Annotated in this window: 12 protein-coding genes; 3 read left to right on the plus strand and 9 right to left on the minus strand. The window is 61.0% G+C overall.

Annotated elements, in window-relative coordinates; all coding sequences use genetic code 11:
* Positions 1 to 9: 9 nt before the first annotated feature.
* Positions 10 to 684 carry an urease accessory protein UreF gene (locus FP026_RS10540; protein ID WP_149634562.1) on the plus strand — a complete coding sequence of 225 codons (675 nt, stop codon included), beginning with the start codon at positions 10 to 12 and terminating at the stop codon, positions 682 to 684.
* Positions 685 to 892: 208 nt separating this feature from the next.
* Positions 893 to 1,504 carry an urease accessory protein UreG gene (gene ureG, locus FP026_RS10550; protein WP_149634564.1) on the plus strand — a complete coding sequence of 204 codons (612 nt, stop codon included), beginning with the start codon at positions 893 to 895 and terminating at the stop codon, positions 1,502 to 1,504.
* 41 nt (positions 1,505 to 1,545) lie between these two features.
* Here the strand turns inward: ureG and FP026_RS10555 are convergent, their stop codons facing one another.
* The 7 genes from FP026_RS10555 to FP026_RS10585 form a co-directional block, all read right to left on the minus strand.
* Entirely contained in the window at positions 1,546 to 4,893 is a 3,348-nt protein-coding gene (locus FP026_RS10555) for an efflux RND transporter permease subunit (protein WP_149634565.1), read from the minus strand.
* A gap of 14 nt (positions 4,894 to 4,907) precedes the next feature.
* Entirely contained in the window at positions 4,908 to 6,098 is a 1,191-nt protein-coding gene (locus FP026_RS10560) for an efflux RND transporter periplasmic adaptor subunit (RefSeq protein ID WP_149634566.1), read from the minus strand.
* Positions 6,099 to 6,594: 496 nt separating this feature from the next.
* Positions 6,595 to 7,563 (minus strand): ABC transporter substrate-binding protein, encoded by a 969-nt coding sequence (locus tag FP026_RS10565; protein ID WP_149634567.1) that lies wholly within the window; start codon positions 7,561 to 7,563, stop codon positions 6,595 to 6,597.
* Between the two features lie 58 nt (positions 7,564 to 7,621).
* Positions 7,622 to 8,755, minus strand: coding sequence for an ABC transporter permease (locus FP026_RS10570; RefSeq protein ID WP_149634568.1), 1,134 nt, complete (start codon positions 8,753 to 8,755; stop codon positions 7,622 to 7,624).
* A complete protein-coding gene (locus FP026_RS10575; protein ID WP_149634963.1) occupies positions 8,752 to 9,639 on the minus strand; it encodes an ABC transporter permease in 888 nt (295 codons plus the stop codon). The genes FP026_RS10570 and FP026_RS10575 overlap by 4 nt, the downstream gene beginning before the upstream one ends.
* A 2-nt stretch (positions 9,640 to 9,641) precedes the next feature.
* Positions 9,642 to 9,977, minus strand: a complete 336-nt coding sequence (locus tag FP026_RS10580; RefSeq protein WP_149634569.1) for a hypothetical protein — start codon at positions 9,975 to 9,977, stop codon at positions 9,642 to 9,644.
* Positions 9,978 to 9,986: 9 nt separating this feature from the next.
* Positions 9,987 to 10,778, minus strand: a complete 792-nt coding sequence (locus FP026_RS10585; protein ID WP_149634570.1) for an ABC transporter ATP-binding protein — start codon at positions 10,776 to 10,778, stop codon at positions 9,987 to 9,989.
* Positions 10,779 to 10,899: 121 nt separating this feature from the next.
* Here FP026_RS10585 and FP026_RS10590 point away from each other — a divergent pair, with 121 nt between their 5' ends.
* Positions 10,900 to 11,313: a cupin domain-containing protein gene (locus FP026_RS10590; protein ID WP_149634571.1), complete on the plus strand. Its 414-nt coding sequence runs from the start codon at positions 10,900 to 10,902 to the stop codon at positions 11,311 to 11,313.
* Between the two features lie 33 nt (positions 11,314 to 11,346).
* Here FP026_RS10590 and hydA read toward each other — a convergent pair whose 3' ends face one another.
* Complete coding sequence (gene hydA / locus FP026_RS10595) at positions 11,347 to 12,801, minus strand: dihydropyrimidinase (protein ID WP_149634572.1); 1,455 nt, start codon at positions 12,799 to 12,801, stop codon at positions 11,347 to 11,349.
* 48 nt (positions 12,802 to 12,849) lie between these two features.
* Complete coding sequence (locus tag FP026_RS10600) at positions 12,850 to 14,103, minus strand: Zn-dependent hydrolase (protein WP_149634573.1); 1,254 nt, start codon at positions 14,101 to 14,103, stop codon at positions 12,850 to 12,852.
* Positions 14,104 to 14,148: the final 45 nt, after the last annotated feature.

Here is a 14,148-nt window from a genome sequence, read left to right on the forward strand (position 1 = left end):
GACATGGCGGTGACGGATGATCGCGCCGATCTGCAGGCGCTCCTGCGGCTGATGGCCTGGTTGTCGCCGGCGTTTCCGGTGGGGTCTTTCGCCTATTCCGGCGGTCTTGAGCGTGCCGTGCACGACGGTCTGGTGGGAGACAGCGCCGGGCTCGGAGATTGGATTTCCGTGCTTATCCAGAATGGTTCGGTATGGAATGACGTGGTCCTGCTGGTCGAGGCGCATCGGGCGGACGCGGATACGCAGCGGCTCGCAGCAGTCGCGGAACTGGCCGAAGCGCTGGCCGGCTCGAAAGAGCGGCACAATGAGACCTTGTTGCTTGGAAATGCCTTTCTTTCCGCCGCTGCCGCCTGGCCGCATGCGATCTTTTCCATGCTCCCGGCAAGGACGGTCTATCCGGTTGCGGTAGGGGCCGTCGCAGGTGCGCATGGGATTACCGCCGAGAAGGCAGCTGCTGCCTTCCTGCATGCGCTGGCCTCGCAGATGGTATCTGCCGGTATTCGCCTCGGCGTCAGCGGGCAGAAAGATGGCGTTGCTATTCTGGCGCGGCTTGAAGCTCTCCTTGCAGATGTCGCGCGGCGGGCAGCGCAATCCAGCCTCGACGATCTCGGCGCGGCGAGCGTGCAGGCCGATATTGCGAGCCTGCGGCACGAAACCCAGGGAACGCGGCTCTTCCGGTCATGATGGGCATCAACAGGAAAATATTGAAATCGAAGCATCGCCTACGTCATTCGCCGCTGTGCGGCGGCATCGCGCTTGGCTATGCTAGAGCAATTCCAGGAAAAGTGCGCAGCGGTTTTCCGTCCGGAATTGCGAGAAAACAAAGAAATAGAGCGGTTCACAGAGTCTGTGAAAAGCTGAACCGCTCTAGCGCTTTATCGGAGTTGCGAGCATGAAATCGAGACATGGACCCTTGCGCGTCGGCATCGGCGGCCCCGTCGGATCCGGCAAGACGGCGCTGACCGAGAAGCTGTGCAAGGCGATGCGCGACGACTATTCCGTCGCGGTCATTACCAACGACATCTATACGACGGAAGATGCCGAGGCGCTGGTGCGGATGCAGGCGCTGACCTCGGACCGTATCGTCGGTGTCGAAACGGGCGGCTGCCCACACACGGCGATCCGCGAGGATGCGACGATCAATCTCCAGGCCATTGCCGGCCTGAACGAACGGCTTCCCGATCTTGACGTGGTCTTCATCGAATCCGGTGGAGACAATCTGGCGGCAACCTTTTCGCCCGATCTTGCCGATATCACCATCTATGTGATTTCGGTGTGCCAGGGTGAGGAAATCCCGCGCAAGGGCGGCCCCGGCATCACCAAATCGGATCTTCTCGTCATCAACAAGAAGGATCTTGCGCCCTTCGTCGAGGTGGATCTCGAGGTGATGGATCGCGATGCGACCCGAATGCGCCAGGCTCGGCCCTTCGTGTTTTCCGATATGAAGCGGGGCGATGGCGTCAGCACGATCGTCAGCTTCCTTAAAGAACAGGGCGGCCTTTAAACCGCCCCGTCGTCATCGATTTTACTCTGTCAAGCGAGCCGTTATTCGGCCGCGAAGGGCGGCAGTTTAAGCACATTCGTGCCGGTAGACTTCGTGCCCCTGACATTCCTGTCTTCAATAGCCTCCAGACGCTCTTCCAGGGTGGCAAGCGACTGACGGTTCTCATTAACGGCGGTCGCCAGGCCTTCCTTGGTCACCACCTCGTCATCCGCATCCTTACTGCCGACAAGCTTGCCGAAGAGGAAGCCGAGCAGGCGCGACAGGTCGTCCATGATCAGGAAGAAGGAGGGCACGACCACGAGGCTGAGCACGGTGGAAACGATGATGCCGCCGATCACCGCGATCGCCATCGGCGCGCGGAAAGAGCCGCCTTCGCCAACTCCGAGAGCCGATGGCAACATGCCGGCCGACATGGCAATCGAGGTCATGATGATCGGACGGGCGCGCTTGCGGCCGGCTTCGACGACGGCCTCCAGCCTCGGCATGCCCCGATGCATCATCTCGATGGCGAAATCGACCAGCAGGATGGCGTTCTTCGTCACGATGCCCATCAGCATGAGGATGCCGATCATGACGGGCATCGAAAGCGCATTGCCGGTCATGATCAAGGCCAGCGCGACGCCGCCGATTGCCAACGGCAACGACAGCAGGATGGTGAAGGGCTGGATCACATCCTTGAACAGCAGGATCAGCACGGTCAGGACAAGCAGAAGGCCGAGTAGCATGGCATTGCCGAAGCTCTGCTGCATTTCCTTCTGGACCTTGGTGTCGCCGCTTTCCGCCAGATGCACGGTTGCCGGGATCTGGGCGCTGTTGACGATATTGAGGAAGTGTGCCGATGCCGTATCCAGCGCCACGCCCTGCGGCAGGTCGGCGCCGATGGCGACGACGCGGTAGCGGTTGTTGCGCTTGATGGAGGACAAGCCTTCCGAATAGTCGATGTCGGCGACGCTCGACAGTGGCACGGTGTTACCCGTGGACGCCTGTCCGGTTGTGCCCATGGACGTCTTGATGCGCAGCGCCCGGATCGCCGCCAGATCTCGGCGCATGCCAAGCGAGGCCTGAACACGGATCGGAATCTGGCGATCGTCGAGTGAGATCTTCGCAAGCGAGGCATCGATATCGCCGATGGTCGCCACGCGAATCGTATCCGAAATCATCTGGGGCGTGATGCCGAGGCGCGCGGCTTCGTCCTTGCGCGGATAGATCTGCAGTTCCGGGCGCGGCAGGGCGCCGTCGGCGCTGACATTGGCAAGCGCCGGGTCAGTGCGCAGCTTGGCCTCCAGAATGCCCACAGCCTGGTTCAGATCCTTCTCGCTGCGCGAAAGGAAGTTATAGGTCAGGTCGCGGTCGCCACGGTCGTTCAGCTTGGTGATGCGGACGTCGGGGATCGACCTCAGTTTGGCAAAGACTTCCCTTTCGATCTCCCATTGCGGACGTACGCGCCCATGGGCGGTGACCTTCGGCAGGTGGGGGCCGATGACCGGGATCGAGCCGAGAACATCGTTCACCAGCTTCTTCGTGAGCGACTGGTCGAGCTTGTCGAGCGTCAGCGTCACGGTGGCGCGGCGTAGTTCCAGATCGCCCTTCGGCGAGGCTCCGCCAAGCTCGAAGACGCTTTCAACGCCGTCGATGCCCTTGACGCGGCGATACATCTCATTGGTTGCCTGTTCGGTATCATCGAGCCGGGCGTTCGGCGGCAGTTCCGCGGACAGCACGATGCGCGAGGCGTCTTCCGGCGGGATGAAGCTGCCCGGGACGAACATGATGAGGGCGAAGACCGACGCGACGGAGAAGGCGAAGGCGGCAAGCAGCGTCGGATAGCGCGTGTACCAGCGCTTCGTCGTCTGTCGTACCAGCCAGCTATACCCGCGCATGAAGCGGCCGTCATTGTCGTGATGATCATGGACACCGTCTTCGGCGCGCATCAGATAGGCGGCCATCATCGGCGTGATCAAGCGCGCCACCAGCAGCGAAAAGAACACCGAGAAGGCGACCGTCAGACCGAACTGGATGAAGTATTGGCCTGGGATACCAGGCATGAAGGAGACCGGCACGAAGACCGCGATGATTGTGAAGGTCGTCGCGATGACGGCAAGGCCGATTTCATCGGCTGCTTCGATGGCGGCGCGGTAAGGCGTCTTGCCCATCTTGATATGGCGGGCGATATTTTCGATTTCGACGATGGCATCGTCGACAAGAATACCGGTTGCCAGCGTCAACGCCAGGAAGCTTACAAGGTTCAGCGAGAAGCCGATCTGGTGCATGATCCAGAAGGTCGGGACCACGGACAGCGGCAGCGCGACCGCTGATATCAGCGTCGCGCGCCAGTTCCGCAGGAACAGGAAAACGACGATGACGGCCAGTACGGCACCCTCGATCAGCGTATGCATCGCGGATTCGTAGTTGCCATAGGTGTAGTAGACGGCGTCGTCGATCATCTCGATCGAGACATTAGGGTTTTCGGCCCGCACCTTGTCGAGCGTATCGCCCACCGTCTTCGCGACGGTCACTTCGCTGGCGCCCTTGGAGCGGAAGACGCCGAAGGTGACGACAGGCGTACTGTTGAAGCGGGAGAAGGATTTCGGCTCCTGATAGGTATCCTTGATCGCGCCGAGATCGGAAAGCTTGACGAAGCGGCCGTTGGTGAGCGCGATGGTGGTGTCGGCGAGCTGTGCGACATTGCGGGCATCGCCGAGCACGCGGATCGCCTGCTCGCTGCCGGCCACCTGGCCGCGGCCGGAGCCGAGGTCGATATTGGTGCTGCGCAGCTGCTGGCTCACGGAAAGTGCCGTTATGCCGTAGGCATTCAGCTTGTTCGGATCGAGCTCGATGCGCACTTCGCGGTCGGCGCCGCCGTAGCGATCGACGCGGCCGATGCCCGCCTGACCCTGCAGGGCACGCTTGACCGTATCGTCCACGAACCAGGACAGCTCTTCCAGCGTCATGTTCGGAGAGGAAACCGCAAAGCTCTGGATCGCCCGTCCCTCGACATCGACCTTGGAGACGATAGGCTCATCGATCGTCGACGGCAGGTTGCCGCGGATGCGGTCGATGGCGTCCTTGGTATCCTGAACCGCCTGCTGCGTCGGCACTTCCAGGCGGAAGATGACGACGGTCTGCGATTGACCGTCGGTGACGGTCGACTGGATTTCGTCGATGCCGTTGATGCTGGCTACGGCGTCCTCAATCTCCTTCGTCACCTGCATTTCAAGTTCGGCCGGCGAGGCGCCGCTCTGCGTCACGGTGACGTTGACGACAGGCACGTCGATATTCGGGAACCGGGTGATGGGCAGGTTGAAGAAGGCGTGTGCGCCCACCACCATCAGCAGGAAGAAGCCGAGGAGCGGAGCGACCGGATTTCGTATTGACCAGGCGGAGAAGTTCATCTTGCCGTTCTCGCTCAGTTGGAGGCTTGCGACGCATCGCGCACGGGCGTGATGTGGTCGCCGTCGCGAACATAGGCACCGGCCTTGGCGACGACTTCGTCACCGGCCTTCAGGCCCTTGAGGATCTCGACATAGCCTGCGTCCTGAATGCCGGTTTCGACATTCACGAACTTGACCACGCCGTTCTCGACCTTGCGGGCGGAGGAGCCGTTTTCCTCGCTATTGACTGCCGTCAACGGCAGAGCGACGCCATCCTCCTGGCGAATGATGATCTCGGCGCTGCCATACATACCGGCCCGCGCCTTCTCGCCGTCGTCGATCGAGATATGCACCGCGCCGAGGCGAGTGATGGAATCCACGATGGGGGCGACGAGGCGGACGGTTCCGGAAAGCTTCTCGCGGCTGCCGGAAAGGGCGATAAGAGCCTTCTGGCCGATGACGATCTTGGTGATGTCGCTTTCGGACACATCGACCACCAGTTCCAGCCGGCTATCGCGGATAATGGTGAAGAGCGGATCGCCGCTGCCGTTGGCGATGGCGCCGATGCGAGCGTTGCGCGACGCGACGGTGCCCGCGACAGGGGTCTTGATGCCGGTGCGGGCAAGCTTCAGGTCGGTGTCGGCGATCAGGCTGTCGGTGACCTTGAGATCCGCTTCGGCAACAGCGATCGCCTGCTCTGCTGAAACCACGCGTGCCTTGTTGGCGGCGGCGGACGCGTTGGCCTGTTCGACGGATGAGGTCGACATTGTACCCTTGGCACCCATTGCGACGGCGCGGATGCGCTGCAGTTCCGCTTCTTCGGCGTTGGCGCGGGCTTCGGCGAGTTGTGCGTGCAATTGCGCAAGGCTTGCCTCGCCCTTGGCCCGCGTGGCCTGCATCTGGCTCTTCTGCAGGATCAGCGCGTCGTCGTTCAGCGTGGCAAGCGTGCTGTTCGCCTCGACCTTGTCACCGACATCGGCATTGAGCGAGCGGATCGAGAGGCCATCCACCTGCGGCTGGATATAAACATCCTCGACGGCCTTCACCGTGCCGGTCGCAACGACCTTGTCGGTCAGGTGGCGCATCGCCGCCGTGGTGATGACGATCGCCGGCAGGTTCTGCTTCGGCGTCGTGACGGTGGATTGCTCGGCCAGCGCGGCGGGCGCCGCCAGCAAGGAAAGCAGGATGGCGGTCGTGCTCAGAAGTCTAAACGGCGTGAGGGCCATGCGTCCAGTTCCAGTTCAGCGTTTGGTAAAATGGATTTCGCTGTTTTCCGTCGCGAACCCGGGGGATCGATGCATGCGTGCCGGCTTCTCCGGCGGATTACTGCATAATTCCTTAAATCGGAATCGATTTAAGGATAAAATTATGCTGCAGATTTAAAGTGTTACAGCGACCTTGCGCGTCATATTTGACGCGCGGCGCTGTAATATCCGTCTGTCATGCCTTGCCGGTCCCTCATCCTAAAATCGCTCCTGTAGATGGGAGCGATTTTCAATTCTCGCAAGATCACGAGAAAATGATTTCGCGGGTATTTCTAACCTTCACAACCTTGCGAAGCAATCACGGCATTGTGATGTCAGCATTCGAATAATTGATAGTCGAGGGCTTTTCCGCCAAGTTTTGCGAGAAAGCCAGCCTTTTGTTGCCACTGTTACAAAATGAAAAAAACGCGCGAGGCCTGAAACCCCGCGCGTTCTGGTCTCTGTGAGTACTCCGAGCTTATTTCAGAGCAGCGTCCGTGATCTCATGCGTGAAGGCGCCGGACGGCTTCTTGTTGATGATCTTCTGGTCGAGCAGGGCTTCGACCGTCCGGTCGTAAAGCTTCGTGTCGAGCTTGCCGCTGCCGATCAGCTTGGCGACTTCGCCCATCATGCGCTTCTGGTGGTTTTCGTCCTGGCCGCCATTGTCCATCACAATCCCTGCGGCTTCATCCGGATGCTCGACGGCATATTTCCAGCCTTTCATCGAGGCGCGGACGAACTTGACCATATCGGCCTTGAACTTTGCATCCTTCAGCTTGTCTTCCTTGACATAGAGGCCGTCTTCCAGAAGGTCGACGCCGAGCTTGGTGTAATTAAAGACGGTCAGGTCTTCCTGCTTGAAGCCGGCATCGATTGCCTGCCAGTATTCATTGTAGGTCATGACCGAGATGCAGTCGGCCTGCTTCTGGACGAGCGGCTGCACGTCGAAGCTCTGCTTGAGCACGGTGACGCCGTCCTTGCCGCCATCGGTCTTCAGGCCGATCTTATGCATCCAGGCGAAGAAGGGATATTCGTTGCCGTAGAACCAAACGCCGAGCGTATGTCCCTTGAAATCCTTCTCCGTCTTGACCGGTCCATCCTTGGGGCAGATCAGTTCGAGGCCGGATTTGTCGAAGGGCTGGGCGATGTTGACCAACGGCACGCCCTTTTCGCGGGCAACCAGTGCTCCGCCCATCCAGTCGACGATGACATCGGCGCCGCCGCCGGCGATCACCTGTTCCGGTGCGATATCCGGGCCGCCCGGCTTGATGTCGACGTCGAGGCCTTCCTCCTTGTAGAATCCTTTGTCCTTGGCGACGAAATAGCCTCCGAACTGGCCCTGGGCCACCCATTTCAGCTGCAAGGTTATCTTGTCGGCAGCCATTGCGGCCTGCGTGGCAGCCAGCGTCATCGTGCTGGCCATCAATGCGAACATCAGTCTTTTCATGTTCTTCACCCTTTTTCCCTCTGAAGTTATGCCTTGATCCCTTGGAAGAGATCCCGGATTACGTCTGCCCACCGCGGATAGACGGATGCCAGAACGTCACCATTCTCTCGACAATGGCGACGATACCGTAGAAGACGGAGCCTGCAACCGCGGCAATCGCGATCTCGGCCCAGACCATGTCGAGGTTCAACCGACCGTTTTCGGTCGAGATGCGGAAGCCCATGCCCGACATGGGGGTGCCGAAGAACTCTGCCACGATGGCACCGATCAGGGCCAAGGTCGAGTTGATCTTCAGCGCATTGAAAATAAAGGGAGCGGCAGCCGGCAGGCGCAGCTTGAGCAGTGTCTGCCAGTAGCTCGATGCATAGGTGCGCATCAGGTCGCGCTCCATGCTGCCGGCAGCAGCAAGCCCCGCCACCGTGTTCACCAGCATCGGGAAGAAGGTCATGACGACGACAACGGCGGCCTTCGATTGCCAATCGAAGCCGAACCACATGACCATGATCGGCGCAACGCCGATGATCGGCAGAGCGGAGACCAGATTGCCGATCGGCAGCAAGCCGCGCCGCAGGAAGGCGAAGCGGTCGGCGAGGATGGCGACGACGAAGCCGCTGGAACAACCGATGATGTAGCCGATCAGAACCGATCGGAAGATCGTCTGCTGAACATCCGTCCAGAGGATCGAGATCGAGCCGGCAATCCGGGCGCCGATGGCGCTTGGCGGCGGCAGCAGTATGAAAGGAATACCGGCCCCGCGCGTCACCGCTTCCCAGATGATAATGATCCAGACGCCGAAGATCACTGGGATCAGCAACCGTAACGTATAGCTGTCGGCAGTCGATTTCACCCGGATGGCCGACAGGATGGAAACGCAACGCCAGGCAAGCAGCCACGCCGCGGCGAGGAGGATAAAGAATGACGCAGCCGCGCTGCCTTCATTGCCCGATATTCCAGCCAGCAACAGCCAGGCGGCCGCGTGCGCGGCGAAGAAGAGGATCGCCGCGCAGGGGGTTGCAGGCAGGTTCATGAAGGAAATAGCGGCTGCGGCGGCAATGAGAATGAAAATGACGAAGGTGGTGCCGCTACTGAACGGCGTGGCGGCATCGGCGGCGAGCAGCGGCAGCACCGGGAGGGCCGCAAGGCAGAGAAGGAGGGAGAGCGTACCCTGCCACGACGAATGAAAATTCCTCATGCCGCCCGACCTCCCATGGCACGATCGACGATACGCGCCGCGATGCTGACGATGGCAATCAACCCGGCCGCCAGGATCGAGCCGGCGACGAGCGTCGCCCATATATCGATCGTCAGGCTTTGGTAGGAGCCTGCCAGGAGCTTGGCGCCGATGCCGGCGACCGCACCCGTCGGCAGTTCGCCGACGATCGTGCCGGTGAGGCTTGCGGCGATCGCGACCTTCATCGAGGTGAAGAGGAAGGGGATCGATGCGGGCACGCGCAGTTTCCAGAAGGTCTGCGTGGCACTGGCATTGTAGGTGCGCATCAGATCGAGATGCATGACCTCCGGCGATCGCAATCCCTTGACCATGCCGACGGCGACGGGGAAGAAGGAGAGATAGGTCGATACCAGCGCCTTGGGGATGAGGCCGGTAACGCCGATCGAACCCAGCACGACAACGACCATCGGCGCGATCGCAAGGATCGGTATCGTCTGCGAAGCGATGATCCACGGCATCAGGCTGCGGTCCAAGGCGACCACATGCACGATACCGACTGCGATCAGGATGCCGAGAACAGTACCGAAGGCGAAGCCGACAGCGGTTGAGGAAAGGGTGACCCAGGCATTGTAGACGAGGCTGCGGCTGCTTGTGGGAGCGCGAAGGAAGGTATTTTCGAAAACGTTCTGCGCCACCTGATGCGGCGCGGGCAGGATCGGCTTCGGCTGCGACAGCGTCTTGCCGATGAATTCCATCGTCGTCGGCGTGATATTGCCGCGCCGGTCAAGATCGCGCTGGAACGGCGCGTTGAGAACGAACGCGAAGACATACCAGAGGACCAGGATTGCCAGGACGATGGTCGTGACCGGCAGGAACTTGTGGCTGAAGAGCTGTTCTCTTTCCATGGTCATGCTCTCCCTTGTGCGGGAAACAGCATGAGGATCATGGCAGCGATGCCCAAGCCCACGCCGGCGAGCTGCTGCAGGCTCAGCCGCTCGCCAAACACGATGAAGGCGATGATGTTGACAACGACGAGCTGGGCGATGGAGGAGGCGGAGATCGCCAGGCCAAGCCCGCCCTCGCGCATCAGCCGCACCATCATCAGATTGCCGATGCAATAGAGGATGAGCGCCAGGATCAGCACCAGAACGTTGTTGTTGATGACATAGGCGCGCGAGGCTGTCGCTCCGCTGATGAAGATCGCCATGGCGCCGGTAAGCCAGAGGAGGAATTGCGGGTTCATGGGGTGATCCTATTCCTCATAGCTGTGACCTGCTCTCAGTCCTTCGCGGACACGATGGGCGATTTCGAGGAATTCCGGCGTTTCGCGAATGCCAAGCGGGCGTTCGAGCGGCAGCGTCGATTCGATGACATCGGTGACGCGGCCCGGACGCGGCGACATGACCACGATCTTGGTGGAAAGATAGACCGCCTCCGGGATGGAGTGGGTGACGAAGCATATGGTCTTGTTCGTCTGTTTCCAGAGCTTCAGCAGTTGTTCGTTGAGGTGGTCGCGGACGATTTCGTCAAGCGCGCCGAAGGGTTCGTCCATCAGCAGGAGGTCGGCATCGAAGGCGAGCGCGCGGGCGATCGAGGCGCGCTGCTGCATGCCGCCCGAAAGCTGCCAGGGGAATTTCTTCTCGAAGCCGCTGAGATTGACGAGCTCCAGGGTCCGGGCGATGCGCTTTGCCTGCTCCTGGGCGTCGTAGCCCATGATTTCTAGAGGCAGCGCGATATTCTTCTCGATTGTGCGCCAGGGATAGAGTGCGGCGGCCTGGAAGACGTAGCCGTAGGCGCGCGCCTTGCGTGCTTCCTCGGGCGTCATGCCGTTGACGCTGATATCGCCTGAACTTTTCCGTTCGAGATCGGCGATGACGCGCAGGAAGGTGGTCTTTCCACAGCCGGAGGGGCCGATGAAGGAGACGAAATCGCCCTTGCGGACATCGAGATCGACATTGCTCAGCGCATGCACCGGCCCGTCATTCGTATCGTAGGTGAGACAGAGATTCCGCGCGGAGACGACGGAGGAAGCGGACGACGTCATTAACACCTACCAGTCCTGATTTCGCCGCATGGTTGGGGCGGATTGCGTGTTATCCTGCTTGGCATTGCTGCAGCTTTGAGAGGCGAGGGCGCCTTGCTGCTGGATCCAGGGGAGCAATGCCATGACTCTGTCATCGAAGCCCACCTGCCGTATCGTGCGGCCCGGCAACACCTATGCCGGAAAGCAGGGCCTCAACTATTTTGAAGGGATTGCCGCCGAGACAGTGGGCTCGACGGGGATCTGCATGCATCTCCTGACGATACCGCCAGGCGCTCGCGCCAAGGCGCATCTTCATGCCTCGCACGAGACGGCGATCTACGCCATTTCCGGCGAGACGCATTGCTGGTTCGGCGACGAGCTGGAAGAGCACGTCATCGTTCGCGAGGGCGAGATGTTCTATATTCCGGCCGGCGTCCCGCATCTTCCCGCCAATCTCAGCGACCGGCCGGCGACGGCGGTCATCGCCCGCACCGATCCGAACGAGCAGGAAAGCGTGGTCCTGCTGCCGGATCTGGAGCGGTATGTGCCGCGCTGAGCGGCCGATGAGCCGAAACGCTGGAGACAAGCGTCAAACCCCGCTGGCGGGGATGCCGCTGCGCTGAACCTTGCGCGGCGCCGTGACCTCTTTCCAGGTCGAAAGTGCGCGGTTGACGGCGGTGAAGGGGTCGCGCCTGACGAACTCGCCGTGGCCCTCCTTCGTCTTGACCGTGCCTTCCTCGATGGCGACGACGCCGCGCGTCAGCGTATAGCGCGGCAGACCAGTGACTTCCTTACCCTCGAAGACATTGTAGTCGATCGCCGACTGCTGCGTCTTGGCGGCGATGGTCTTCGAGCGCTTCGGATCCCAGACGACGATATCGGCATCGGCGCCGACGAGGATCGCGCCCTTTTTCGGATAGACGTTGAGGATCTTGGCGATGTTGGTCGACGTGACGGCGACAAACTCGTTCATCGTCAGGCGGCCGGTGTTGACGCCATAGGTCCATAGCATCGGCATGCGATCTTCCAGGCCGCCGGTGCCGTTCGGGATCTTGGTGAAGTCCTTGAGGCCGAAGCGTTTCTGCTCGGTCGTAAACGCACAATGATCGGTCGCGACCACCTGCAGCGAGCCGGAGGCGAGACCTGCCCAGAGGCTGTCCTGATGTTGCTTGTTGCGGAAGGGCGGCGACATGACGCGGCGGGCGGCATGGTCCCAATCGGCGTTCGCATATTCGCTCTCATCGAGCGTCAGGTGCTGGATCAGCGGTTCGCCATAGACGCGCATGCCCTTCTGACGGGCGCGGCGGATGGCTTCATGGGCCTGCTCGCAGGAGGTATGGACGATATAGACGGGCGAGCCCGCCATGTCGGCGATCATGATGGCGCGGTTCGTTGCCTCGCCTTCGACCTCGGCCGGGCGGGAATAGGCATGAGCTTCCGGGCCGTTATTGCCTTCGGCCAGCAGCTTTGCCTGCATCTGCGCGACGACATCACCGTTTTCGGCATGGACGAGCGGCAGTGCGCCAAGTTCGGCGCAGCGCTGGAAGGAGGAGAACATCTCGTCGTCATCCACCATCAGCGCGCCTTTATAGGCCATGAAGTGCTTGAAGGTGTTGATGCCCTTGTCGCGGACGATGGCTTCCATCTCGTTGAAGACCTGCTCGCCCCACCAGGTGATCGCCATGTGGAAGGAATAGTCGCAATTCGCGCGGGTGGACTTGTTGTCCCACATGGTGAGCGCTTCGAGCAGCGACTGGCCGGGCGAGGGCAGCGCAAAATCCACTACCATCGTCGTGCCGCCGGCAAGGGCTGCGCGCGTGCCGCTCTCGAAATCGTCGGAGGAATAGGTGCCCATGAACGGCATTTCGAGATGCGTATGCGGATCGATACCGCCGGGCATCACATAACAGCCGGAGGCATCCAATACCTCGTTGCCGGAAAGATTCTGCCCGATTTCAACGATCTTGCCGCCTTCGACCTTGACGTCAGCCCTATAGGTCAGGTCGGCCGTGACGATGGTTCCACCCTTGATGACTGTGCTCATGGTGCATGCTCCAGATGTGTGAAGTTCCGACGCTGGGAATCGTGGCCGTCAAGCCACGATCTCCGCCGTCTCGACGACTGCGTGGAACAGCACATCCGCCCCGGCGGTCGCCCATTCCTTGGAAATTTCTTCGGCCTCGTTGTGCGAGAGGCCGCCGACGCAGGGGCACATGACCATCGTGGCGGGAGCGACCTTGGCGGCCCAGCAGGCGTCATGGCCTGCGCCGGAGATGAGGTTCATGTGGCTGTAGCCGAGCCTTTCGGCGGCATTGCGTACGGAGCTGACGAGTTTCGGATCGAAGGTCACCGGCTCGAAATGGCCGATGGCTTCCACCGAGCAGCCGACGCCGAGGGCGTCACAGATCTCTTTCGCTTCCGCTTCGATCCTGGCGCGCATGCGATCGAGCTTTTCCTTGTCGGGCGTGCGGATATCGACGGTGAAGACTACCTTGCCGGGCAGGACGTTGCGGGAGTTTGGCGAGAAGAAAACCTGACCGACGCCGCCGACGGCGCCCGGCTGGCTTTCCATCGCTACGCTCTGCACCATCTCGACGATCCGGGACATGGCAAGGCCGGCATTGACGCGGAGATTCATCGGCGTCGAACCGGTATGCGCTTCCTTGCCCGTCAGCGTGAATTCCAGCCACCATAGGCCCTGACAGTGCGTGACGACGCCGATGGTCTTGTCTTCGGCTTCGAGGATCGGGCCTTGCTCGATATGATATTCGAAATAGGCATGCATCTTGCGGGCGCCGACTTCTTCTTCGCCGAGCCAGCCGATGCGCTTCAGCTCTTCGCCATAGGTCTTGCCGTCCGGATCCTTGCGACCATAGGCGAATTCGAGCGAATGCACGCCGGCGAAGACGCCGGAAGCGAGCATTGCGGGCGCAAAGCGCGCGCCTTCCTCGTTGGCCCAGTTGGTGACCACGATCGGATGCTTGGTCTTGATGCCGAGGTCGTTCATCGTACGGACGACTTCAAGCGCGGCGAGCACACCGAGGACGCCGTCATATTTGCCGCCGGTCGGCTGGGTATCGAGGTGCGAGCCGACGTAAATGGGCAGCGCGTTCGGGTCGGTGCCGGCGCGGGTCGCGAACATAGTACCCATCTTGTCGACGCCGACGGTCATGCCGGCCTTGTCGCACCAAGTCTTGAAAAGGTTGCGTCCCTCGGCATCGGCATCCGTTAGGGTTTGGCGATTGTTGCCGCCGGCAATGCCGGGGCCGATCTTCGCCATGTCCATCAGCGTATCCCAAAGGCGATCGCCATTGATACGCATGTTTTCTCCTGGCGCTGCCACCATGATGCAATCCTCACCTGTTTATCCCGGCGCATGCAAGGTGCATGC

The sequence above is a fragment of the Martinezella tropici genome (genome assembly GCF_008370325.1).
In the GTDB taxonomy this organism is placed as follows: Bacteria; Pseudomonadota; Alphaproteobacteria; order Rhizobiales; family Rhizobiaceae; genus Rhizobium; species Rhizobium tropici_B.